Genomic DNA, 23947 nt, shown 5'->3' on the forward strand with positions numbered 1-23947 from the left:
CTCACTTCGTGTTCGCCTCGGCTCGCTCGTCCAGCCTGATTCCCGTCTTCTTCAGAATGCGCGTCGAGAACAGGGTGTCCCAGTCGTCGTCGCCCACGTCCCAGTAGTCGCTCATGACCTCGCGCACCTGTTCGATTCGGGCCTCGCTCTCCGCCTCGGAGCGGCCGTGGGTCATCGCGAAGAAGTTGTACGGCCAGACGCCCTCGTGTCGCGGCCGGCGGTAGCAGTGGGTGACGAAGTCCAGCGAGGCGATTTCGGGGCCGACCTCCATCACGAGGTCGTCGGGGACGTTCCAGACGGTCATCCCGTTTTCCGAGTAGCCGAGCGCGTAGTGGTTCGGGATGACGCCGACGCGGCGGACCTTCCCCTCCAGATTGAACCGCTTGATGGTCTCGACGACCCACGCCGGGTCCTGCCCGACTGCCTCCGCCACGTCGGCGTAGGGCGTCTCCGTAATCGGTAGGCCGCCCTGAATCTCCATGACGAGGTCGCGCTCGTCGGGCGTCAGTGCGCGCGCGTCCGTCGGCTCCACGTCGGGGCCGAGATGCGAGAGGTCGAGGTCCCCGTCCGAGATGGGACCGTCGAGGAGGAACTTCGCGCCGACGTGGAACTCGCGGCGCTTGGGCATGTTGTACGTCGCTTGGCCCGTCTCGGCTTCGATATCGCCGAGCACCTCCTCGACCCGCGACTCGTCGGCGACCGAGACGACGAACCACATGTTCAGGTGGGGGTGCTCGCGTTCGTAGTTGTGCGCGACCTCGCGGTGGGCGTTCACCTGCTCGGCCACCTCGTCGAACCGCTCGGGCGGCGCGTGCATGGCGACGAGCGTCGCCGTGCCGCCGATTTCCTCGGCGTTGACGAGCGCGCCGAACCGCGAGAGGACGCCCTCCTCGTCGAGCGTCCGCACCCGCTCGCAGAGGTCGGCCGCCGACACGTCCACCCCGCGCTCGCGGAGCGCGGCCGCCGCTGGCTCGAAGGGACGTCCGACGACGGGGAACCCGCCTTGGAAGGCGTTGACGATGGCGCGGTCGAGACGAGAGAGGTCCGCGTCCGCCTGTATCATGCGCGTCACTCGGGATGCGAGGCGGATAAACGCCTCGCTTGTTCTCACCGTAGCGAACAGAACCGAACGCCCGGCGAGCCGACCGTGAACGGTCGACGCGGGCGGGGCGAGCGCCCCCGCTCGTGAAGTAAAAAAAGGACGTTCGAGCGTCGACGGGCCGCGCCCCGCGTCGATTGACCGCCTCAGGGGACCGGCGTGACGCGGTCGACGTCGTCGAGCGCTTCGAGCCCCTCGACGATGGCGTCTTGGTCGGCGATGGCCTCGTAGTAGAACACGAGGTCGAACGTGCCGTCGCGGACGAGCTGTTGGCACTCCCAGACGAACTCGTCGTCCTCGACGGAGAGGCCCTGGAACTGGTTGGACGAGAAGTCGGTGTCGTCGTTGCCGGCGTAAATCCACGCGTCGCCCTTCCCCGCGTGCTCGGCGATTACCTCGTTGATTTCGACGGTCAGCTCCTGCATCTCCAGGTCCTCGCGGCTGGTGAGGTCGGTGTGGACGATGGCCCCGACGAGTTCGATGTCGCCGGGTTCGAGGAGCGCGAGGGTCCGCTGGTAGAGGTCCTCGTCGATGGTCTCGCTCATGTCCGAGTCTTCTCGGGGAGGTACAAACGGGTGGCGATTCGTCGCCCGCGCACCGTGCGACGGTGTAACCCACAAGACACATTGCCTCGGGAGACGACCGACGGTGTATGTTCGGGTGGGTCCGACGCGGCTTTCGACGCGCCTACGAGCGGGTGCTCGACCGGGAGATAGACGACGGACCGACCCACGTCGCCATCATTCAGGACGGCAACCGCCGGTACGCCCGGAAGAACGGCGACGACGCCCCCGACGGCCACAAGGCCGGCGCGCAGACGACGGAGAACGTGCTGACGTGGTGCGAGGAACTCGGCATCGAGGAGCTGACGCTGTACACCTTCTCGACCGAGAACTTCGACCGGCCGGACCACGAGCGCGAACCCCTCTTCGACCTCATCGAAGACAAGCTCTACGAGTTCGCCGACGCCGACCGCGTCCACGAGAGCGAGGTCGCCGTGCGCGCCATCGGCGAGGTCGACATGCTCCCCGACCGCGTCCGCGACGCCGTCGAGTACGCGGAGTCCCGGACCGCCGACTACGACGGCTTCACCCTCAACATCGCCCTCGCGTACGGCGGCCGGGCGGAACTCCTCGGGGCCGCCCGCGACGTCTGCCGGGCGGTCGAGCGCGGCGACCTCTCGCCCGACGAGGTGGACGTGTCGGCGGTCGACCGCCGCCTGTCCAGAAAGCCCGTCCGCGACGTGGACCTCATCATCCGCCCCGGCGGCGACGAGCGCACCTCGAACTTCCTGCCGTGGCACGCCAACGGCAACGAGGCCGCCGTCTACTTCTGTGCGCCCTACTGGCCGGAGTTCTCGAAGGTCGACTTCCTGCGCGGCATCCGCACCTACGAGTCCAGAGAGCAGTCGTGGCAACGCACCCGGACCGAGCGCGCTGTCACGCTCGTCCGGGCCGTCGCCGAAGTCGAGTTGGAGGACGCCCGCACCGTCGCGGGTCGGCTCCGCGAGCAACTCCCCTCGTCGGGGGCCGACGAGGTGTCCGCGGAGTTGGCCAAGCGGACCGACGAGACGGCCGACTGAGTCGGTCGATTTGGGCTGTTTTTGCGGTTATCCGTCTCCCTGCGCAGTCCCGGCGTCGACGACGCGACCGTAGAACAGAATCGCGTCCGTCGGCCGGTCGCGGACGCAGAACAGGAACGGCCGGTCGAACCGGAGTTCGCCCCAGCTCGGCGGCAACGAGCTTTCGACGACCACGCCCGTCGCCGCCGCGGCTTCCGTCCCCTCCTCGTCCACAGAGACGAACGATTTGTGGAACACCTCGTCGATGGCGAGGCCTGACCCGTCACCCTCGACCATTCCGCCGAAGTCGGCGTCCGAGCCGAACGCGGCGGACATCCCGAGGTTCGAGAGCGCCTTGGAGAGTTGGACCTCGGTCTCGAACTCGAACTTCGGGAGCACGACGTCGCCGATTCGCTCTCGCATCTCCTCGAAGACGCCGAACAGTCGGCTCGCGGTCAAACTTCGCTCGAACGACTCGAACTCGCCTTCGTCCGGGAGCAGAAGCACCATCGACACGTCTCGCCCGACGTACGGGAGTTCGACTGCCTGCGCGCTCGGGAGGTCGGCGTAGTTCGCCTTGAGTTCCTGCCGCATGAGCGGCACCGTCGACTCGGACCCGTCCAGCGCGGTGAACGTCCCGTCCTCGGTGTCCTCGGGGTCGAACGTGTGCGCCCACTGCGCCATGAAGTAGATGGCGTTGGTGAGCACGAGCGCCGTGTCGGGCGTGACAGCGCCCGCCGGAAGCAGGTCCTCGATTCGGCCCTCCGTCCGGTCGGCGACCCACCCGTTGATTCGCGCTCGCTCGCCGTCCGGGTCGCCGGCGAAGTCGGCCCGCCGGAGCCCGGCCCCGTAGTTCGATTCGAGGCGGTCGAGGAACTCCTCCGAGAACGCGAACCCCTCGCGGCCCCACAGCGCGTTCGCCACGGCCAGTCGGAAGGCGTCGGCTTCGCCGCCATCGACCGGGTCCCGAGCCGTCTCCCGCGCTTCGAGCGCCGCCTGAAGGTCCGCAAAGGCGGAGTGAACGTCCTCCCCGAGCGTGTAGCGCAGTGTCGCTTCCATCTGTTCGCGGGTCGTCCCGCGAGCGCCCGCGTAGGTCATCGCCAACGCGACGGAGATGCTGTACGGCGAGAGGAACTGGTTGCCGCCCTGTTCGGACGCGACCTGTCGGTGCAGGTCGAGGGCGAACTCGGCGTTGCCGGCCGCGAGCGCGGCGAGTCGCTCGTCGTTCACGCTCGGTTCGCCGGTCGGCGGTTCGTCGCTCGGACCCTCTGTCGGCGTGGCTGTCGTCGCAGTCGCGGTGGCCGTTGCCTCGGTTTCGGTCTCGGCGGGCGACTGCCCGTCGCCCGTACAGCCGGCTATCGTCGCGGCGGCGAGCGCCCCCGACAACGCCAGCATCTCGCGGCGGTTCATGCCGGAGCGTTCAACTGTCTAACGATATGTCTTCTGTATGCACAAACGGCGGTTTGAGCGACGGCGGGGGTCACTCCGGCGGGCGAACCCGCCGCCGGTACGTCCGCCAGCAGAACCATCCCAGTAACGTGGCGACTTGTCCAAGGACGATGGCGACGAACTCGGCTTCGTAACGCGGCCCCAACAGCAGTACCACCCCGGCGTAGGCGACGGTCGGAACCCACGAGCGCCACCCCTCGTGGCGCGATTCGAGGAACAGCCAGGCGGGACGACAGCGACGCCGACGAGCGCCCACGGCCAGTCCGGCGCGACCGGCCGATTGAGCCAGAGAATGAGCAACAGCGAGAGCGCGAGGAGGACGTGGCCGTCTTCGAGCCACTCGCTGGGCGGCGGTGGCAGCGGGAGGAGGTCTGTCCTGTCGGTCGGGGTGGAGGGCATTGGGTTCGTGTTGCTACTCAATCAACATATCTGTGTGGTCAGGAGGGAATGTCGGCGACGCGGCCGCGTCCAGCCACGGGATTTGGCCTACCGGCCAAATCTCCGCTGGCGGTCCTGATAGTCCCGCAACGCCCGGAGGTAATCGCGCTTCCTGAAGTCCCGCCAGTTCACGTCGGTGAAGTAGAGTTCCGCGTACACGGACTGCCAGATCATGAAGTCCGACAGGCGCTCCGCGCCCGTCTTGACCACGAAGTCGGGTTCGTCGGGGAACACGAGCCGCTGTTCGATGCCCGCGGCGTCGATGTCGTCGGGGTCGAGCGCGCCCTCGTCGACCTCCTCGGCCAGCGACCGGACGACTGACGCGAACTCGCGTTTCCCGCCGAGGCCGATGCTGACCTGCACGGGGGCGTCGGCGCGCTCGGTGTCGCCCGGTTCGCGGACCTCCACTCGCTGGGGAACGTCGAGGTCGCGGAGTTCGCGGGCGAGCGTCGGGACGACCGCCTCGTCGAGGACGCTCACGGAGATGGTGACGCGGTCGCTTCCGAACTCGAACGCCCAGCCGACGAACGCTTCGAGCGTGTCGTACGCGCCCTGTTCCAGCAGGTCGCGCTCGGTGATGACGAGCGCGACGTGCTCGGGGGCGTCGGCGTCGTCGAGGCGGAACCGGAGGGCGAGATAGGAGTCGTACAGTCCCACGAGAGTCGTTCTCGGTGCGATTCTCCTAACGCTTCGGGTTCGGCGTCGCCCCCGAGATTCGGCCCGTCCGACGCCGGCCCGCGGACCCGCGGTTGTGCGGTCGTCGGTGATGTCGGGAGGGTTAAGTGCGCGTCGGGGATACCGGATGGTGTGACTTCCACGGTACGGCGAGCGGGCGGATTCGCGGTCGTCGGGACGTTGGCCCTCGCGGCCCCCAGTCTCGGCGCGGCCGCCTTCGCGCCCTTCGCCGCAGTCGCGCTCTTGGCGGCCTTCGTCGTCGACGACGGCCCCCTCTTCGAGCTGTTCGCGCGCCCCGGCGACCGGCAGGACGGCCGGCTCAACGGGCTCGCCGGGTTCGCGCTGGCCGCGACGGGCCTCGCCCTCTTGGCGACGGTCCCGCGCGTCACGATGCCGCTTTCGGTGTTCGCCGCCGCGGTGTTGATACTCGCCTACGGCAACCTCGGCGCGCAACTGGTGGATTCGAGAACGTCCGACGAGTCGCTTCGCGCGGCGGGCTTCGTCGGGGGCGCGGTGCTCGCCGGTACGGCGGGACAGGCGGCCATCGCGTCGCTGACGGGCGACGCCGTGCTCCTCTCTCGGTTCGTCCTGCTCGCGGCCGTCGGCGGCCTCGTCGGCGCGGTGCTTCGGACGGTCCTCTACGAGCGCGACGACCCGCTCGTCATGCTCTCTATCGGCCTCGTCCTCTGGGGGGTCGAGGTGCTCGCGGGGCCGGTGTCGCCGACGCAGACCGCGGTCGCGCTCGCCCTCACGGTCGCGCTCGGCTACGCGGCCTACGCGCTCGGGACGGCCTCCGTCGCCGGCATGATAACCGGCGTGCTCCTCCTCCTCTTCGCGGTCGTCTTCGGCGGCTTCGGCTGGGCGCTCGTGCTCGTCTCCTTCTTCGGCGTCGGCGCGCTCGCCACCAAGTTCCGGTACGACAGCAAGGCCGAACGCGGCGTCGCCGAGGGCAACGACGGCGCTCGCGGCACCGGCAACGTCCTCGGCAACTCTGGCGTCTCGCTCGTCTCCGTCGTCGGCTACGCCGCGGCGCAGACCCTCGGCTATCCGTTCGTCAGCGACCTGCTCGTCCTCGCGTTCGCCGGGTCGGCCGCCGCCGCGATGAGCGACACGCTCTCCAGCGAAATCGGCGGGCTGTTCGACCAGCCGCGGCTCATCACCTCGCTCAAGCCCGTCCCGGCGGGGACCGACGGCGCGGTCACGTGGCAGGGCGAGGTCGCCGGCGCGCTGGGCGCGGCGCTCGTTGCCGGCGTGAGCGTGCTGGTGCTTCCCCTGCCGGCGCAGACGGCCGCCGTCGCGGTCCTCGCCGGCGGACTCGTCGGGATGACGGTCGACAGCCTCCTCGGCGCGACGGTCGAGGGAGCCGGCCTCGGCAATCAGGCGGTCAACTTCCTCGCCACGCTCGCCGGCGCGCTGGGCGCGGTCGTCGTCTGGATTCCGCTGTGACGGGGGGCGACGCGGCCGCGACGGGTGTTCGCCCCGCCCGCGCCGCCGACGTGCCGGCCGTCGAATCGCTCCAGCGACTCGTCTCCCACCCCTCGCCCGAGCTGTTGGACGCGTGGCCCGCCGTCGGCACGCTCCTCGTCACCGTCGACGCCGCCGACCGGCCGGTCGGCTACCTCCTCGGCGTCGGCACGCATCTGACCGAACTCGCCGTCTCGCCCGACCACCGGCGCGAGGGGCGCGCCACCGCGCTCGTGGAGGCCTTCCGCGATGCGCACCGTTCTGACGCCGACGCGGCCGACGCGCCGCTCACGTTGCTGGTCCATCCGGAGAACGGCGGCGCGCGCGCCTGCTACGAGGCGCTCGGGTTCCGCCGGGACGCTCGGGTTCCCGACGCCTTCGACGGCGACGACGGGCTTCGGCTCGTTCTCGACTGACCGGGGCAGGTCGCCTCGGTCGGCGTCGTGCTGGGTGCCGTCTCGTTCCGCCTCAGTCGAGGAGCTGGTCCGCGGTTCTGACGCGGACGCTGACGGGCTTTTTGACGTACTCGCCGGCCGACCGCGCCACGACGTGTCCGACGCCGCGCTGGGCCGCGATATCGACGAGCTTCTGGCTCGCCTCGCCGTCGACGACGACGATTGCCGGGGCGGGGTCGGCGTACTCGACGGCGTCGTAGACCGTCTCGACCGCGACCTCGTCGTCGATGCCGAGGTCGGCGTCCAACAGGCGGGCCATGCCGCTCTCGTCGGCGATGACCTCCCGAACGTGGTCGGCGAGCGAGGGCCGCTCGACCGCCGGTTCGACCGCCTCGGCGACGGCTTCGACCTCGGACTCGGAGAACACCTCCGTGTCGGGAGCGGCGTCGGCGCGTGCGCTCGCGGCGTCCGCGGGCTTTTCGACCGCGACGGTGCCACCGTTGCCGCCCTCGGCAGGCGCTTCGCTGACCGCATCGGCCGACCCGTTCGCGGGGCCGTCTGCGGATGGAGTCGACGACGCCTCAGTCGTCGGCGACTCCGTGCGAGGGTCCGTCGGGGCCTCCCCCGTCCCGTTGACGGCGGCGACGGCGGCCCGGAAGTCCCCGTCGCCGTCGTCGGGAAGCGACGAGAGCGCGACCTTGTTCCGGAGGGCGCGGACGACCGACGCGCGGTCGAGGTCCTCGACCGACCGGCCGTCGGGCGCGAACGCGACGTAGTCCACGTCGCCGACCTGCGAGAGTTCGCGCAGGATGAGTTCGCCGCCGCGGTCGCCGTCGAGGAACGCCGTGACGGTCCGCTCTTGGGTGAGGCCGGCGACCGCGTCGGGGACGTTCGTCCCCTCGACGGCGACGGCGTTTTTGATGCCGTAGCGGAGGAGGGTGAGCACGTCGGCGCGCCCCTCGACGACGACGATGGCGTCGGAGTCGGCGACGCGGGGACCGGCCGGCAGGCCGTGGTACTCGGTGATGTCCTCGACGCGGACGCTCTCTTTGACCTCTTCGAGAATCTCGGTCGAGGACATCACGGTGTCGTCGAACGACTCCGTGAGGAGCTCCTTGGCGCGCTCGACGATCATCCGGCGCTTGGCCTCGCGCACGTCCTCGATGTTCGTGACTTCGATGACGGCCTGACAGGGGCCGACGCGGGTCAGCGTCTCCAGCGAGGCCGCGAGGATGGCCGTCTCGACTTTGTCGAGACTGCTGGCGATGGTCATCTGGCCGAACGAGTGGCCGTTTTCCGAGTCTATCTGTACGTCTATCCGACCGACTTTAGAGGACTGTTGGAGGTCGCGGAGGTCGAGCTCGTCGCCGAGGAGGCCCTCGGTCTGGCCGAAGACGGCCCCGACGACGTCGCTCCGTTCGACGACCCCGTCGGCGGAGATGGAAGCGTGAATGAGATATTTTGCAGTGTCGTCCATTGGTGAAGTCACCCCGGTGGGGGTGGTGATGTGGTGATTGTGATGGCGTCATGGGTCGTCCCCACGAACGTCATTATATAAGTTGCGCCCGAGGGAAATATCTATCGTGGCCGACGATTCGAACGTCGCCCGGCCGTTCGCCGTCGCCCCCGAACCCGCTGTGTCCTCGGCGAACGGGCGCTCTCCCGCCGGCGTCGCCGCCCGCCCGATTCGTTACGCCCCCTCGTCGGTTCGGTGCGTCGCGACGAAACCCCCGGCGTCCCGACAGAACGCCGCCGGGTCCTCCGGGAAGTCGTGTTCGGCGACGGCCCACTCGACGAACCCGTCGCGGGCGGCCGCGAGACAGCGGTCGATGTCCAGTTCGCCCTCGCCGAGCGGTACGGGTCGTCCGCCGCGCTCCGCGTCGGCGTCGACCACCACGTCTTTCAGGTGGACGACCGGGGTCCGGTCGGCGTAGCGGTCGAGATACGCGACGGGGTCGTAGCCGGCGGTGAGAATCCACGCGAGGTCGAGTTCGAAGCCGATTCCCGACTCCTCGGCGAGTCGGTCGAGCGCGGGTTCGCCCTCGACCGTGACGAGTTCGTGGTCGTGGTTGTGGTACAGCAGTCTGACGCCCCGGTCGTCGCACTTCGCGGTCAGGTCGTCCAGCCGGTGTGCGGTCTCGTCGACCGCGTCGGCGTCGGCGAACGCCGCCGGCGGCAGGTACGGCACCACGAGCGTCTCGACGCCGAGCGCGCCGTAGCGCTCGCAGACGGCGTCGAGGTCGGCTTCGAGGTCCTCGATGGGGACGTGGGCGGCGGGAGCGGCGACCCCGGTCTCGTCGAGCGCCGCGCGGACCGCCGCCGCGTCGTCGACGCCCGCGAACTCAACGCCGTCGAACCCGGCGTCCGCGGCGCGGCGAACGAGCGCCGCGGTCGGCTCGTCGAGGTCTCGAAGCGAGTAGAGCTGGATGCCGAAGTTCATGTGAGTCCGCTCGTCCGCGCCGCTGGAAACTGTTTCGGCGCTCGGTCCGCCGCGGCCGACCGACCGACGAAACCGCCGCTCCGCCGCCCGCGACGTGGGTGGTCCCGGTCGTTCGACGGCCGGTGTTGAAGAAAATAGTTCTTCAATACGGGGCAACGTAGGTCGATAGAGTAAGATTTACGCCTCATTATCGATTATCGTTCCTACGAATGACGCGAGTTCGCATCGACTACCGCTGGGTTGCCGTCTTCGCAATCCTCGTGACGTTCGCCGTCCCGTGGTTCCTCTGGGGCGACAGCGGGGTCTTCGCCGGCCTGCCGCTGTGGCTCTGGTGGCACATCGGCTGGATGGGGCTGACCGCGGTCGTCTTCCACCTGTTCACCCGGACGGCGTGGGACCGCGGTATCGTCGGGGAGGGGGAGAGTCGCTGATGGTGTCGGCGCTCGGTATCCAACTCGGCGTCGTCGGCGCGTACCTCGTCGTCGCGCTCGCGGTCGGCTTACTCGCCTACCGCCTGACCAGCCGCGACGCGGAGGACTACTATCTCGCCGGCCGCTCCATCGGGACCGTCGTCCTCCTGTTTACGACCTTCGCGACGCTCCTCTCTGCCTTCACGTTCTTCGGCGGCCCCGACCTCGCCTACCGTGCCGGCCCCGAGTGGATTCTCGTGATGGGCGTCATGGACGGCGTGCTGTTCGCCATCCTCTGGTACGTCGTCGGCTACAAGCAGTGGCTCGTCGGCCGCGCCCACGGCTACGTCACCCTCGGCGAGATGCTCGGCGACCGCTTCGGCTCGACCCGCCTGCGCGCCCTCGTCGCCGGCATCAGCCTGTTTTGGCTGTTCCCGTACGTGATGCTCCAGCAGATGGGCGCGGGCGAGGCCATCGTCGGCCTGACCAACGGGATGGTCCCGTACTGGGCCGGCGCGGCCGGTATCACGGTGTTCATGATCGCCTACGTCGTCATCGCGGGGCTCCGCGGCGTCGCGTGGACCGACACCCTGCAGGGGCTGTTCATGCTCGGCGTCGTCTGGCTCGCGGTGGGCTGGGTCGCCACCGCGGCCGGCGGCCCCACGGCGCTCTCGAACGCCCTCGCGACGAACGAACCGGAGTTCCTCGCGCTCGGCGGCGGCCTCTACTCGCCGCAGTTCATCATCTCGTCGGCCGTCACCATCGCCTTCGGCGTGGCGATGTTCCCACAGATAAACCAGCGCTTTTTCGTCGCCAAGTCGAGCGCCGTCCTCAAGCGCTCGTTCGCCCTGTGGCCCGTGCTCGTCGTCCTGCTTTTCGTGCCCGCGTTCATCCTCGGCACGTGGGCCGCCGGCCTCGGTGTCACCGTCCCCGAGGGCGCGAACGTCCTCCCCGTGCTCCTCAACGAGTACACGCCGGTGTGGTTCGCCGCGCTCGTCATCGCCGGCGCGATGGCCGCGATGATGTCGTCGTCGGACTCGATGCTCCTGTCTGGGTCGTCGTACTTCACCCGCGACCTCTACCGGCCGTTCGTCAATCCCGACGCGAGCGAGGCCCGCGAGGCGTGGCTGGCCCGAATCGGCGTCGCCCTGTTCGCCACGCTCACCTTCGTCGCCAGCCTGTTCCGGCCCGGCACGCTCGTCTCGGTCGGCGACACCGCCTTCGGCGGGTTCGCCCAGATGGCCCTGCCGGTCGTCGTCGCGCTCTACTGGGCGAAGACGACCCGAACGGGCATGTTCGCCGGCATCCTCGGCTCGCAGGCGTTCTACCTCGCGCACGTGTTCGTCCCCGCAATCGAAGTCGGGTCGGTGACGCTGTTCGGCGCGACCTACCTCACGTGGGACTACGCCCTCTGGGGGATGGCGCTGTCGGCGCTTCTGACCGTCGGCGTCTCCGCGATGACCGCCGCCGCGCCCGAGGAGAACCAGTCTCGCTTCACCGACGGCCTCCGGGCCGACTGAGCCCGGACCGCCGCCGGTCCGGGTTCGACCGCACCGAACCTTATCCCCCTGCGCGAGTAACGTCTCTCCATGCCCGAAGAAGTGCTGTTCAAATCCGAGAACCGACAGACCCGCGCCGAAATCGCCTCGTACCTCCGCGCCGTCGCCGACAAGCTCGACGCGGGCGAGCCGATTACGCTGAAATCTGGGGACCAGACGGTCACGATGGAGCCGCCCGCGTCGCCGACGTTCGAGGTGAAAGCCGAGCGCGAGGGCCCCGCGGGGAGCCCCGGCGAACTGAGCGTCGAGTTCGAACTCGAATGGGACGAGGGCGCGGAAGACGGTGCCGACGCGGGCGACCTCGAAATCGAGTGAGGCGGCCGAAGCCGGCCGAGACGCGGTGGGCCGCTGACGCCCGCCCCGCCCCGCTCCGCCTCGCCCCTGCCGCACCGACACCCGAACATGGTTACTCTTTTGATACCTCCGTGAGTCGTCGGTAGCTCATGGGAATTCGACCGCTCCGAGCCGACGAGGTAGAGGCGCTGGTAGACGACCTGTGGCTTCCGTTCGCCGCGGAGATGGGCGACATCGACAGCTACGACGCGCTGGCCGAGGACGTCGACGCGCGCGCCGAGGCGCTCGACTACCGGTCCGAGCAGGTGGACGCCGAGGGCGTTCAGACGTTCGTCGCGGTCGCGGACGGGGAGTCGGCGACGGAGTCTGGGGCGGGACCGGACTCCGACGAAGGGTCGCTCCGCGGCTACGTCACCGTCGCCGCGTCCGAGTCGCCGCCCGTGTTCGCCCGCGGGTCGGTCGCCAAGGTGAAAGACCTCTACGTCGCGCCCGCGGCCCGGGGCGAGGGCGTCGGCACGGAACTCCTCGAACGGGCCCACGAGTGGGGCCGCGACCGCGGGTGCGAGCGGGCCGCGCTGAGCGTCCACGCCGACAACGACGCCGCCCGGTCGTGTTACGAGTCGATGGGGTACGAGACGCGGTATCTGAAGCTCGACCGCCAGCTCTGAAGCTGGGGTTGACGGCGACTTCGACCGCCAGACCGAGGGTCGTTCCCCGTCGTTTCGAGGACCGGGTTCGGCCGGCGAACCCGAACTCTCAATGCCGCTGACTCCAACTGACGCGCATGAACGAGTCGGGTCACCAAGTGCTCATGGAGCAGGACGTGCTCCGCCGCCGCCTCGACGACGGCGACCTCCCCGACTGGGCGAGAAAGCACTACGAGACGTTCCGCGAGACGATGCTCGGCGACCGCGACGGCGCGCCGTTCCCGTGTTACTTCGGCGTCGAGTCCGAGCGAAACGGCGACGCCCTCTACACCTTCGTGGATTCGATGACCGACAAGGACGCGCTGTTGGCGCTCCGCGAGAGCCTCCTCGAGTATCTGGAGGTGTACCCGGACTACTCCGAAGCGTGCTCGCTCGTCACGTTCTTCAAGCCGCCGGCGGCGGACCTCACCGAGGCCGACTACCACGAACATCTCTGGCACATCCTCCAGTTCCTCCACGTCAACGACCCCGAACCGTGGCCGGCGGACATCCCGACAGACCCCGACGACCCGACGTGGGAGTTCTCCTTCGGGGGCGAGCCGATGTTCCCGACGACCCGCGCGCCGTTCTACGACGAGCGCGTCAGTCGCTACTGCCCGTGGGGCCTCGAAATCACCTTCCAGCCGCGCGCGCTGTTCGACGGCATCACCGCCGACACCGAGGCCGGCCAGAAGGCCCGCGAGGTCATTCAGGGCCGCATCGAAGAGTACGACGGCGTCTGCCCGCACGCCGACCTCGGCGACTGGGGCGTCGAGGGCGACCGCGAGTGGCCGCAGTACATGTTCTCGTCGGACGAGTCGCAAGCGCCCGACGAGTGCCCGATTCGCATCACCCGCGAGCACCCGAAAGTGCCGATGGCTCCGGCGGACGACTGATGCCGGCCACCGATTCGAGGGCCGACCGATGACCGCCGCCGCCCTCCCGGCCGACGCCGTGCTCGTCTGTATCGATATGCAGGTCGGCTTCGACGACCCCGCGTGGGGCGACCGCAACAACCCCGAGATGGAGGCGCGCGTCGCCGACCTGCTCGCGGCGTGGCGCGCGGCCGACCGCCCGGTCGTCCACGTCCGCCACGACTCCACCGAACCCGACTCGCCGCTTCGGAGCGACCGCGAGGGCTTCGCGTGGAAGCCAGAGGCCGACCCCGCCGCCGACGAACCGGTGTTCACGAAGCGCGTCAACAGCGGTTTCATCGGGACCGACCTCGAAGCGTGGCTCCGCGAGCGCGACTCCTCGACGCTCGTCGTCTGCGGTCTCACGACCGACCACTGCGTCTCGACGACCACTCGGATGGCCGAGAACCTCGGCTTCGAGGTGTTCGTCCCCGCGGACGCGACCGCGACGTTCGAACGCGAGAGCTACGACGGCGAGCACTTCTCGGCCGACGAGATGCACCGCACCGCGCTGGCGCACCTCAACGGCGAGTTCGCCACCGTCGTCGAGTCGGGCGACCTGTCGTCGACGCGGTGAGCGGTCTGCTGGCTCGCCGCCGACCTGTCGGCCCCGGAGCTGTGGCTAGTTTTACATCTCCGCGTCGAGAGCGGCGCACATGGACCGCAGATTCATCGCCGTCGTCGGGGTGTTCGACCTCCTCATCGCGGGCGGTCTCGCGCTTCTCGGCGCGCTCTCCCACCCGCTTTCTGTCGCCCGGTTCGCGCTGTTCGTCGCCGCCGGCGTGCTGTTGGTCGTCGCCGGCCTCCGCGAGTCGGTCGCCCTCGGGTCGACGATCCTCCGGTGGCACGTCGTCGCGGGCGCGGGCTACGTCTGTTTCGGGCTGGCCGTGCTCGCGAACGGTCTCTCGTCCGTCCTCGACGCCCGCGGCGACCCCTATTTCGGCGGGCTGTTTGCGCTTCTGCTCGCTCCCGTGATGCTGTTCATGGGCGTCGATTACCTCCGCGGCGGCGTCCACTTCGACCGCTCGACGTTCGAGTGAGCGTCGGCACCGACGGTCGCGGGGCGTCGAGAGCGGCGTAACTCTATTCGGTTTCCTCAGGCGACCATCGTTCCATCTCCCGATTACGCAAATACATTTCCCCGTCGGGACGGAATCACCACCCAAATGGGCGTCTCGTTCCCGTACGGCGACGAACTCGCGGTGGACTTCGAGTGGCACGAGTTCACCGGCGCGGTGGGGGATTCGGTTACGGTCCTTCCCATCGTCGTCGCCGTCGCCCGCCTGACCGACCTCTCGTTGGCGGTCGTGCTCATCTGGTTCGGCGTGTTTCAGGTCGTCTGGGGGCTGTACTACGCGGCCCCGCTGTCGGTCGAGCCGATGAAGGCGCTGGCCGCGCTCGTCCTCGCCGAGACGGTCACGACCGGCGAGGCGCTCCTCGCCGGGTTCGGCCTCGGCGTCGTCCTCCTCGCCATCGGTCGCACCCGCTCGCTCGCCCGCGTGAGTCGCTACATCGGCGCGCCCGTCGTCCGCGGCGTCCAGTTCGGCGTCGCGCTCGTCCTCCTCTCGACGGGCCTCGAACTCGGCGCGGGCGACCTCCCGCTCGCCGGTCTCGCGGTCGCGGTCGCCGCCGTCGCCCTCCTCACCAGACGCTCGAACGTGAGCGCCCTCGCCGTCCTCGCGGTCGGCGGCGCGGTCGCCTTCGCCGACGTGGGCCACCTGTCGCTCACCGTCCCGTCGGTCGGCGACGCCGGATTGTTCTCGCTCGGGAACCTCTCGCTCTCGGCCGCGGAGGCCGCGGTCGCACAGTTGGCGATGACCGTCGGCAACGCCGCGCTCGCCACGTCGGTCCTGCTCGCGGACTACTTCGACCGGGACATCTCCGCCGACGAACTCGCCACCAGCATGGGCGCGATGAACCTCCTCGCGGTCCCCTTCGGCGGCTTCCCCATGTGCCACGGCAGTGGCGGCGTCGCCGGCAAGTACGCCTTCGGCGCGCGGACCGCCGGAGCGAACGTCATTCTCGGCGTCGGCTACGTCCTCGTCGCCCTGTTCGCCGCCGACGTGGTCGCCGCCTACCCGGTCGCCATGCTCGGCGTCATCCTAGCGATCATCGGCCTGCAACTGGCCCGAACGAGTCTGACCAGCCTGACCCGCGCGGACGGCTACCCCCTCGTGGTCGCTATCGGCCTCGTCGGCGTCGCGGTGAATCTGGGCGTCGCGTTCGTCGGCGGCGTGGTGGCGTGGCTGGCGTGGGAGCGCTGGGGCCACGCGGTGTGGGACGGGGAGTGACAGTCGGGCCAGTTGGTCGGATTCATAACCGACCCCGCACACGTACCACGTATGCAGACGCACATCGTTCCCGTCGGCTTCGACTACGACCGACTCGCCACCCAATGAACAGCAGTGTTCCTCAAGGGTGAAGCAAGCTGGATGTCTCTCAATAAGAGATTAACTGGTGACATTCGACGACTGTTTCGAACCCCACCTGTTCGTAGAGACTGTGCCCTATCTCCGAAGAGTGTAGCACGCTGGGCTCACTTCCTCCTTCCCGTCCAGCTCACTTCACCGAGACCTCGGTGGCGGAACTCTTCTGTCACATCGATATTATAGACTCCTGTGATGTCCCCGGTCTGAGAGAGAAGGTCGCACGCGAGGGGCACATTTTCTACTCGGCAAACTCGTGAATGAAGCGTTTGGTCTGTGGGCATCGATTCCGGTGACGACTCCTCTGTAATCTCTTTCGGCATACCAAACGTCGACACCGAGACAGTCTCAAACGCGGATATTCCGTTGCCGTCAGTCACAGCTTCGATGTCGGATGAGTCGTCGGGTTCTGGACCCGTTGCGAGCGACGTCAGAACCATTCCCGGTTGTACGCGCTTTGCTTGTCCGGCCATACTCGACGACAGCGACGAAGAATAATGTATAGTCGAAGAGGACGAATCACCAGGTTTCAGATTACCAGAAGACGAGGGGGCCCAGTCCCGAACTTGGAGGCGAGTATGGGTGGGAAATCTCCAAGGAAGAGGCAAATGTTGGTGGATACACAGACAAGTTGATAGGTAATCTTTGACTGGGTAACGGCTCCGATCACTCCTACTTAAAATCAAAGAGGCATACCCACATGTTTCAGCCATATTCGTACACAAAATCGGATATTCAGAGAAATTAAGATAAGATTCGTGGATACATCCCATCCTTGAATTATATTCAAGACTCAGATACTCTTATTTATACCCAAGTGATTCTAATTTATTGGATAGTTGGTTTTCCTCGCCAGGTAAGGGAACATGTTTGGCACCATCGTCCGTGATTGTTGGACGAGGTGAATCTGATTCTAGGACGGCCCAGGGCACGTCTACCAGGGGTGAAGAGCGGAGGCCATCAGGGTGGCCATAAACACGAATCGGAAATGGCCAGGCTATTTCACCGAACATGTTCCCGTGGTCTGCAGTCAACACTATACGACCGTCTATGTCATTTATGATATTCTTGATGTTCTTTAAAGCAAGATCGAGATTGGACTTATACTCTGACCAAATTTTCTTGATATCCCCGTCACCATATCGAAGCTTGCCAAACGGTCCTTCTTTGCCCGTCGTTTTTATCTGCTCATTGATTACCTGTTCTGGGTTATTTTTTGAGCCTTCATCGACTTCGGCTCCGCCAATAAATGGGATATGAGGTTGCATGAGGTGGACGACAATCCGTTTATTCGGATAATCGTCTACTGCGGCTTTAGCGGCCTTAATCATTGCCTCCGGACGTACTGTTCCAACATCGTCGTCAAAATCGTCGTGCCAAACATCTATACGGTCATGAAATGAGTCCGGTGCTACACGGGCCGTCCACGGATTTGCTGTAATATAAACTATATCCCCAAATGAGCGGCCTTCAAAAAGTCGGCTTGTCCATTCAGGTGTTGAACTAGCAGGACTTTCCACCACCTCATAAGAAGAATAATTAATACCAGAGTCCGGTATTGTTTCTTCAAACAGGTCGGCGCGACATGCATCGAGAACGAATAAAACATCCCAATCAGTGTATCTGTGTTCCCCACCAAAGGGGTCTATTGCATTACCACGTCCATAGATGCGCTGTTGTGTTGGGCTAACAACCCGGTTGATGAAGCGGTCACGCCACCAATAGCGGTCATCTCCATTCTTCGAAATCTCGGCATATGCATAACGTATCGCTGAAACACCGGGGATGCTGTCCATTAACTACATACTTAAATACAGCGTTTATTTATATTTGGGGCTTTACGACCGATATTACTTGGAAACGGTCTCACCGAATACCTACGCGAACTCTGCGGCGAGTTAGCCGAGGCGAAGGGTGACGACGTGTACCGACGTATCCTCGGCGGCGAACGGACTATTGGGGAACACTGATACTGCCAGTCACCCGGTAGCTCCTTACTCAGTGAGTCTCTGAACTCTCACACGACGGACTGTCTGCGCTCTGGTTGGACTCTGGTAGCAATGATTTCCGTCGCGTTCGCGCGCCAGAGCCATACAGAGTCAACCAACGATACTCGGGAACCCGCTCGAGTGTTGGTTTACAGCGGCAATTACCACTCTCGAACCCAAATAGCTTCGTTCAGAGGCGCCAACCCACGTATTCATTCCGAAACCGGGAGAAAACTAAAAGATCGAAGGCCTCTACGTCTGAAATCTCACGAGGACGCGGCGGCAAACACCGGGAATATGCATACCAATGGCCGCCAGTCTGGGACTTTTTATAACTGCCACACCACCGTACCACGTATGCAGACGCACATCGTTCCCGTCGGGTTCGACTACGACCGACTCATCGCGCCGCTCATCCGCGATCAGTTGGACGTGGACCGCGTCATCCTCCTCGAAGGGGCCGTCGGGAGCGAGGCGAACGTCGAGTACTCGCGGAACCTCTCGGGCAAACTCGAAAAGGACTTCGAGAACCTCCTCGGCGCGGAGACCGAACGCGTCATCGTCGACGACGTGTACGACTACGACGCGGCGTTCGAGCAGGCGTACGACCTCATCAACGCCGAACTCGACGCCGACGACGAACTCCGCGGCGACGACGACGAACCCGGCGAGGTGTGGGTCAACGTGAGCGCGATGCCCCGGCCGGTCTCCTTCGCGTTCGCCACCGCCGCCCACTCCATCATGGTCGAGCGACAGGCCGACCGCGAGCGCATCCACACTTACTACACGGCCCCCGAGAAGTACCTCGAAACCGAACTCGCCGAGGAACTGCGAACCGAGCGGGCGCTCCTTTCGGACCTCCTCGAATCCGGCGAAATCGACGCCGACCGCATCCGCGAGCGCCTCGACGCCACCTCCGACCTGCTGTCGGAGTTCGACGAGCGCGGGACGACCATCGGCGCGAAGCAGATTGACGGCCGCCACATCGTCGAGCTCCCGGTGGCGTCGTTCTCCAACGTCAAGCCGTTCGAGGAGGTCATCCTGTTCAAACTCGGCGAACACGGCGAGTTCGGGTCGGTCTCCGAACTCGCGGAGGCGCTCGCCCGCGAGATGAACGAGGAGTACACCGACTCCTTCCGGTCGAAGGTCATCTACAACGTCGACCGCCTCGGCCCCGGCGGCAAGGGCTACATCGAACAGGAGGAACGCGGGAAGTCCTACCGGACGCGCCTCTCCAGAATCGGCGAGTTGTGGGTCCGCGCCCACGCCGACAGCGACGAGTTCCGGACGAGCGAGGAGTGAGGTCGGCGGCGACGATAGTAGGCATCTGACGGCTATCTGATGGCGGTTTTGTGAGGTTCGAACCGGCGATACTCCAAGCTGGCTCGGGGCGTGACGGTTATATCAGAATATTCTGGTAACTATCGAAGAACGGTTATGAGCTCCGGAGTGCTATACACTAGCTCCTATGCCGCTATACATGGACGTACACCGGAACGTAGAGGGGAGTGCGAAAGACGTCGCCGAGGCCCACCGTGCAGACCTGGAGACGCAGGGCAAGTACGGAGTGAACTACAAGCACTACTGGGTCGACGAGACGGACGGCGCGGTGTTCTGTCTCTTCGAGGCACCGAACAAGGAGGCCGGGGCGAAAGTCCACGAAGAGGCCCACGGCCTCGTCGCCGACGAGATATTCGAAGTCCAGCAAGGCGAGTGAGCGCGGCCAGCGCACCCCTCGGCGCGTCCGTTTGGCGCGACTGTTTTTCGGTTCTCAGAACTCCAGCCCGGACGGGTCAGCCGACGGCACGAGCGGACTCGTCGGCAGTTCCGCCGGCGGGTCGGGGAGGTTGTACTCGCGGGGGGCCACGTCGTTCGGACCGTCGGGGTAGAACACCGACGCGAGCAGTTGGACGTGGTCGCGGCCCGCGTCGAGTTCGAACTGGCCGCCGCCGTACAGCGACATCCCGCGTTCGTCGGCGTACTCGATGGTGTCGAACAGCGACTCGACCGTGCCGAATCGCGAGGGTTTGACGTTTAGCCACGACGGCTCGAACGGGAGGGATTTCACGGATTCGACGCCGGTAATCGGGGCGTCCCACGAGACGCGGCCCTCGTGGCCGTCGAACAGCGGGCGCGTCTCGTCGGTGAACGCCGGGTCCTCGACGACGGCGTCGGGAAAGCCCGACAGGACGCGCTCGTAGAGTTCCGGGTCCGGGGCTTGGTCCACCTCGGTTCCCTCGTACTGCCCTTTGAGGTCGAGGATGCGGACGCAGTCGCGGGCGGCGAGCGACGACACAAGCTCGTCGTGCCAATCAGTTGTCGGGTCGAGTTTGAACTCGCAGTCGGGGTCGCGGTCGAGGAGCGCCTCGACGCGGTCGGCCGACGGCGGGTCGCCGAGTCGGGTGCTCGCCACGAACCGAACCGGGTCGCGCTCGCGGCCGACGGCGGACGCGAGGTCGGTTCCGGCCTGCCGGAGCGCGAGGTCGAGGCCGGCGGATTCGAGCGCCCAACGCCGGTAGTGTTCGGCCGTCTCGCGTTCGGGCGGTTTCGTCGGGAACAGGTCGACGCCGTCGAGCGCCGCGGAGAAGTCGGCGAAGGAGTCGTAGCTTTCGGCGAGGTCGAAGGCGTCCGCGGGCGCGTCCGCGAGGGCGTCGTGGTCCTCGGCGTCGTACGTCACGTCCTCGCCGCGGCCGACCGCGCCGTCGCCGGCGAGCGAGAACACCGTGGTCTTGCGGAGGAAGCCGCTCGACGTGTCGCTCTCGAAGCGGTCGCGGGAGACGGACTCGACGGTTAGCGGCAGGTCGGCCACGCGGTCGAAGAGGCGCATGGCCCGTCGGTTAGGGTCGGCGGGACAAAAGGCTACGTCCGGGTCAGTCGGTAGCGCGTCGGTTCCCGGTCAGTCGATGACGCCTCGTTCGAGCTTTGCGACCCGCGTCGCGAGCGCGAGGAACGTCGCCGCGACCGTCAGGAGGACCGCGCCCGCCGCGGCGTACTCGTGGGCGGGCGAGACGTGCTGGACGACGCCGTCGACGATTGGCTCGGCCGGGATGAGCGTGTGGTGCGGCGTGCCGGCGATGGGGACGAAGTAGTCCACGAGGTCGTTGAGGCCGTACCAGCCGACCGCGACGAGGACGGCGAGAGACGGGAACTCGGCGTACCGCTGGATGAGAAACGCCTCGACGACCATGGCGAGGTGGCTCCAAAAGAGGAAGTTGTACATCGCCCAGTGGAGGTACGAGAAGTCGGCTTTGAACGCGAGGAGGACGTACGGCGTCCACAGCCCGAGTTTGAGACAGCCGAAGAACGCGAGGGCGTTGACGTACTCGTTGGACCGTCCGAGTTTCCAGAGCGCGAGCGACAGCGCGATGAACAGCGTGGCGACCGGGCTGTCGGGGACGAGCGGCCACATCACGACCGGTTCGATGCTGAACTGGTAGCCGTAGTACCAGAAGCCGAAGGCGGTCCCGACGAGGTTGATGACGACCACGAGCCAGGCGATGTTGAGACCGAAGTTCTCCAGCCACTCCGGCAGGGGTGCGAGCCACCGCGGCAGGTCGGTCCCCGCCGGGAGGCCGTCGTCGTCGAGCAGTCGGCGCAGTCGGGTCGCCGCGTCCATACCCACGCCGAAGCGGGGGTGGACAAAAGTGATGCCGGTCTCGGTGACTGCGGCCGGTGTCGGCGGGCGGGGATTACGCTGGCGGCACTGTTGAAATCCTCAGCCGCTGATAGCTTGCTGAGGGCGTGCTGAATATAGCGCGCGAGTCGGTCAACGTTTTATTTTCACGTGTGTACAAAATACCATATGAAAAGCCCGGAATCAAACGACAGTAATGGTTCGTGGGTTGATTCACACCCCACTACGTTTTTTATATACTTAGTCGCATCCGGCGTTGTAGCAGGGCTAATCTACTCATTCGTATTGAATCAGCCTCTCTCTAGAGGACTTTTGTACGGCATCACTGCTGGGATTACGTTCGCTACTCTCAACTCTGTGTTTGGAGATTAACTCTTGAGGAGATACGAGACTCGTCCTCTGAGTGTTGCACGCGACATTTGTCAAAAAACAGAGCAGTTCAACAGAATCACCACAACTCGACCCGAGCGCGAAACACGACCTGTGCGGAATGCGAACGGTTGACGGATGGAAGCGACCGCTTAAGTAAACCCAGTCGCAAGCGACGGATATGCCAGAGGAGACCGACCTGGAGGAGCTTCGGCGCGGGACCGAACTCGTCAAGCGCGGGTTCGCCCAGATGCAGAAGGGCGGCGTCATCATGGACGTCGTAAACGCAGAGCAAGCGAAAATCGCGGAGGAGGCCGGCGCGGTCGCCGTCATGGCGCTCGAAGCCGTCCCGGCGGACATCCGCAAGCGCGGCGGGGTCTCCCGGATGGCCGACCCCGAGACGGTCAAAGAGATCATCGACGCCGTCTCCATCCCGGTGATGGGGAAGGCCCGCATCGGCCACTTCACCGAGGCGCAGATTCTCGAGTCCATCGGCGTCGACATGATAGACGAGAGCGAGGTGCTCACCCCGGCGGACAACGACTACCACATCGACAAGCGCGAGTTCACCTCGCCGTTCGTCTGCGGCGCGCGCAACCTCCCCGAGGCGCTCCGCCGCATCAACGAGGGCGCGGCGATGATTCGCACCAAGGGCGAGGCCGGCACGGGCGACGTGAACCAGGCCGTCACGCACCAGCGCACCATCAAACACCAGATTCGGTCGCTGACCGGCCTCAACTTCGACGAGCGCGAGAAGTGGGCCCGCGAGCACGAAGCGCCCGCCGAACTCGTCCACGAGACGGCCGAGATGGGTCGCCTGCCGGTGGTCAACTTCGCGGCCGGCGGCATCGCTACGCCCGCGGACGCCGCGCTCATGATGTACCACGAGTGCGACGGCATCTTCGTGGGCTCCGGCATCTTCGGCGCGGAGGACCCCGAACAGATGGGTGAGGCCATCGTCGAGGCCGTCAACAACTGGGACGACCCCGACACGCTCGCCGACATCGCCGCCGGCATCGGCAAGGGCATGAAAGGCGAGGCGAACGTCGGCATGGCCGACGAGGACAAACTGCAGGGTCGCGGCGTCTAACGCGGCGACGCCCGGCAGACGACGGCTGACTCACCGTCTCGGTTTTCGATTCCGATTCCGATTCCGCTTTTCTCTGTCTCGGCGCGACGCCCGTCTCAGGCGAGGAGTCCCGACTTCCCCTCTTTTTTCCCCTTCGCGTCGTCGGACGACTCCTCGCCGAGGAGGACGGTGACCGGGCCGTCGAAGTTGAGCATGACCGACTGCGTCATGTCCCGAGAGATGAGCTTCCCGGCGGGCGACCGGCGGCGACCGGCGATAAAGAGGTGGTCACAGCCCTCCCAGCGGGCCGTCTCTAAGATGGTGTCCGCCTCGGGGCCGATGTCGGCGACGATACGGTAGTCGAGATCCAGCCCGTCGAACGCCTCGCGGGCGACGCGCTTGGCGCGGCGGGTGGCCGACTCGATAGCTTGGTCGATGCCGTACACCACGTCCGGGGAGCCGACGCTGGCGAGCGCCGAGCGGGTCCGCTCGAACTCCTCGTCCGGGAGGACGGTGAGGACGACGAGCTCCGCGCCGCTCCCGGCGGCGAGTTCGCCGGCCTCGCGGAGGATTCGGTGCGACCGTTCTTCGGGGGAGACGACGACGAGTGCTCGTTCCATGGTTCGAATATATCGTGATAGTGAGAAAAGTCTTCTCGGAATCGTGTTACCAGCGACCGCGATAACGCGTTACAGTAGCTCAGACGCGAGAAAAGACGAAGGTGGCGTGTGAGTGTGGTTCGCTCTGTACCACTCAGGACTCGAATACTTCGGCCCCGCGACCGACCCGCGTCTTGTAGGCGCGGGCGTCCACGTCCGCCTCGTCGAACGCTTCGAGCATCGCGCCGGCGACGCGGGTGCGGTCGGCGGCTTGGCAGACGCCGAGGACCGACGGGCCCGCTCCGGAGACGGTGACGCCGGTCGCGCCCGCGTCGAGGGCGGCCTTGCGGACCTCGTGGTAGCCGTTGATGAGTTCTGCTCGCGCGGGCGTGACGACGCGGTCGTCCATCCCCGCGCCGACGAGGTCGGCGTCGCGGCGGCACATCCCGACCGCGAGCGTCGCCGCCCGGCCGACCGT

General features: G+C 66.5%; 24 protein-coding genes and 2 pseudogenes. 14 read left to right on the plus strand and 12 right to left on the minus strand.

Going from position 1 to position 23947, the window contains the following annotated elements; genetic code table 11:
- Position 1 precedes the first annotated feature (1 nt).
- Positions 2-1063: a siroheme decarboxylase subunit beta gene (gene ahbB / locus C441_RS14060; RefSeq protein WP_007275674.1), complete on the minus strand. Its 1062-nt coding sequence runs from the start codon at positions 1061-1063 to the stop codon at positions 2-4.
- Between the two features lie 182 nt (positions 1064-1245).
- Positions 1246-1644 (minus strand): DUF5778 family protein, encoded by a 399-nt coding sequence (locus C441_RS14065; RefSeq protein WP_007275675.1) that lies wholly within the window; start codon positions 1642-1644, stop codon positions 1246-1248.
- 107 nt (positions 1645-1751) lie between these two features.
- Here C441_RS14065 and uppS point away from each other — a divergent pair, with 107 nt between their 5' ends.
- Positions 1752-2681 carry a polyprenyl diphosphate synthase gene (gene uppS / locus C441_RS14070; protein ID WP_007275676.1) on the plus strand — a complete coding sequence of 310 codons (930 nt, stop codon included), beginning with the start codon at positions 1752-1754 and terminating at the stop codon, positions 2679-2681.
- A 27-nt stretch (positions 2682-2708) separates the two neighbouring features.
- On the opposite strand, the gene C441_RS14075 is transcribed toward uppS, so the two are convergent.
- The 3 genes and pseudogenes from C441_RS14075 to C441_RS14080 all read right to left on the minus strand — a co-directional run bounded on the left by C441_RS14075 (position 2709) and on the right by C441_RS14080 (position 5204).
- Entirely contained in the window at positions 2709-4070 is a 1362-nt protein-coding gene (locus C441_RS14075) for a serpin family protein (RefSeq protein ID WP_007275677.1), read from the minus strand.
- Positions 4071-4140: 70 nt separating this feature from the next.
- Positions 4141-4508: pseudogene (locus C441_RS20595) on the minus strand (Rz1 protein precursor-related protein).
- An 87-nt stretch (positions 4509-4595) separates the two neighbouring features.
- Complete coding sequence (locus C441_RS14080) at positions 4596-5204, minus strand: undecaprenyl diphosphate synthase family protein (protein WP_007275678.1); 609 nt, start codon at positions 5202-5204, stop codon at positions 4596-4598.
- Between the two features lie 150 nt (positions 5205-5354).
- Between C441_RS14080 and C441_RS14085 the strand changes: the two genes are divergently transcribed.
- A complete protein-coding gene (locus C441_RS14085) occupies positions 5355-6668 on the plus strand; it encodes a DUF92 domain-containing protein (protein WP_049920604.1) in 1314 nt (437 codons plus the stop codon).
- A complete protein-coding gene (locus tag C441_RS14090) occupies positions 6665-7102 on the plus strand; it encodes a GNAT family N-acetyltransferase (protein ID WP_007275680.1) in 438 nt (145 codons plus the stop codon). The genes C441_RS14085 and C441_RS14090 overlap by 4 nt, the downstream gene beginning before the upstream one ends.
- A 52-nt stretch (positions 7103-7154) precedes the next feature.
- Here the strand turns inward: C441_RS14090 and dnaG are convergent, their stop codons facing one another.
- On the minus strand, positions 7155-8558 hold the full coding sequence (dnaG, locus tag C441_RS14095) for a DNA primase DnaG (RefSeq protein ID WP_007275681.1): 1404 nt from the start codon (positions 8556-8558) through the stop codon (positions 7155-7157).
- Between the two features lie 213 nt (positions 8559-8771).
- Positions 8772-9521: a sugar phosphate isomerase/epimerase family protein gene (locus C441_RS14100; protein ID WP_007275682.1), complete on the minus strand. Its 750-nt coding sequence runs from the start codon at positions 9519-9521 to the stop codon at positions 8772-8774.
- Between the two features lie 209 nt (positions 9522-9730).
- Here C441_RS14100 and C441_RS14105 point away from each other — a divergent pair, with 209 nt between their 5' ends.
- The 8 genes from C441_RS14105 to C441_RS14140 all read left to right on the plus strand — a co-directional run bounded on the left by C441_RS14105 (position 9731) and on the right by C441_RS14140 (position 15675).
- Positions 9731-9952 (plus strand): DUF3311 domain-containing protein, encoded by a 222-nt coding sequence (locus C441_RS14105; protein ID WP_007275683.1) that lies wholly within the window; start codon positions 9731-9733, stop codon positions 9950-9952.
- Positions 9952-11451, plus strand: coding sequence for a sodium:solute symporter family protein (locus C441_RS14110; RefSeq protein ID WP_007275684.1), 1500 nt, complete (start codon positions 9952-9954; stop codon positions 11449-11451). The genes C441_RS14105 and C441_RS14110 overlap by 1 nt, the downstream gene beginning before the upstream one ends.
- 69 nt (positions 11452-11520) lie before the next feature.
- Positions 11521-11805, plus strand: a complete 285-nt coding sequence (locus C441_RS14115; RefSeq protein ID WP_007275685.1) for an amphi-Trp domain-containing protein — start codon at positions 11521-11523, stop codon at positions 11803-11805.
- 128 nt (positions 11806-11933) lie between these two features.
- Positions 11934-12452, plus strand: coding sequence for a GNAT family N-acetyltransferase (locus tag C441_RS14120; protein WP_007275686.1), 519 nt, complete (start codon positions 11934-11936; stop codon positions 12450-12452).
- A 116-nt stretch (positions 12453-12568) separates the two neighbouring features.
- Positions 12569-13366, plus strand: coding sequence for a YqcI/YcgG family protein (locus C441_RS14125; protein ID WP_007275687.1), 798 nt, complete (start codon positions 12569-12571; stop codon positions 13364-13366).
- A 28-nt stretch (positions 13367-13394) separates the two neighbouring features.
- Positions 13395-13961: a cysteine hydrolase family protein gene (locus C441_RS14130; protein ID WP_007275688.1), complete on the plus strand. Its 567-nt coding sequence runs from the start codon at positions 13395-13397 to the stop codon at positions 13959-13961.
- Between the two features lie 79 nt (positions 13962-14040).
- On the plus strand, positions 14041-14424 hold the full coding sequence (locus tag C441_RS14135) for a hypothetical protein (protein WP_007275689.1): 384 nt from the start codon (positions 14041-14043) through the stop codon (positions 14422-14424).
- Positions 14425-14550: 126 nt separating this feature from the next.
- Positions 14551-15675: a putative sulfate/molybdate transporter gene (locus C441_RS14140; RefSeq protein WP_007275690.1), complete on the plus strand. Its 1125-nt coding sequence runs from the start codon at positions 14551-14553 to the stop codon at positions 15673-15675.
- 938 nt (positions 15676-16613) lie between these two features.
- On the opposite strand, the gene C441_RS19570 is transcribed toward C441_RS14140, so the two are convergent.
- Positions 16614-17606, minus strand: coding sequence for a hypothetical protein (locus C441_RS19570; RefSeq protein WP_007275691.1), 993 nt, complete (start codon positions 17604-17606; stop codon positions 16614-16616).
- 549 nt (positions 17607-18155) lie between these two features.
- On the opposite strand from C441_RS19570, the gene C441_RS14145 reads away from it, so the two are divergent.
- Both C441_RS14145 and C441_RS14150 read left to right on the plus strand, forming a co-directional pair.
- Positions 18156-19100 carry an HFX_2341 family transcriptional regulator gene (locus tag C441_RS14145; RefSeq protein WP_007275692.1) on the plus strand — a complete coding sequence of 315 codons (945 nt, stop codon included), beginning with the start codon at positions 18156-18158 and terminating at the stop codon, positions 19098-19100.
- A gap of 178 nt (positions 19101-19278) precedes the next feature.
- On the plus strand, positions 19279-19515 hold the full coding sequence (locus tag C441_RS14150) for a DUF4242 domain-containing protein (RefSeq protein ID WP_007275693.1): 237 nt from the start codon (positions 19279-19281) through the stop codon (positions 19513-19515).
- 54 nt (positions 19516-19569) lie between these two features.
- Here the strand turns inward: C441_RS14150 and C441_RS14155 are convergent, their stop codons facing one another.
- Both C441_RS14155 and C441_RS14160 read right to left on the minus strand, forming a co-directional pair.
- Positions 19570-20625 (minus strand): hypothetical protein, encoded by a 1056-nt coding sequence (locus C441_RS14155; protein WP_007275694.1) that lies wholly within the window; start codon positions 20623-20625, stop codon positions 19570-19572.
- A gap of 69 nt (positions 20626-20694) precedes the next feature.
- Positions 20695-21414: a DUF1405 domain-containing protein gene (locus C441_RS14160; protein ID WP_007275695.1), complete on the minus strand. Its 720-nt coding sequence runs from the start codon at positions 21412-21414 to the stop codon at positions 20695-20697.
- A 568-nt stretch (positions 21415-21982) separates the two neighbouring features.
- On the opposite strand from C441_RS14160, the gene pdxS reads away from it, so the two are divergent.
- Entirely contained in the window at positions 21983-22891 is a 909-nt protein-coding gene (gene pdxS, locus C441_RS14165) for a pyridoxal 5'-phosphate synthase lyase subunit PdxS (protein WP_007275696.1), read from the plus strand.
- Between the two features lie 95 nt (positions 22892-22986).
- Here pdxS and C441_RS14170 read toward each other — a convergent pair whose 3' ends face one another.
- Positions 22987-23490 (minus strand): universal stress protein, encoded by a 504-nt coding sequence (locus C441_RS14170; RefSeq protein WP_007275697.1) that lies wholly within the window; start codon positions 23488-23490, stop codon positions 22987-22989.
- A 133-nt stretch (positions 23491-23623) separates the two neighbouring features.
- Positions 23624-23947, minus strand: a pseudogene (locus C441_RS14175) (homoserine kinase); the annotation flags it as partial.

It is taken from the genome of Haloferax sulfurifontis ATCC BAA-897 (genome assembly GCF_000337835.1).
GTDB classification, from domain to species: domain Archaea; phylum Halobacteriota; class Halobacteria; order Halobacteriales; family Haloferacaceae; genus Haloferax; species Haloferax denitrificans.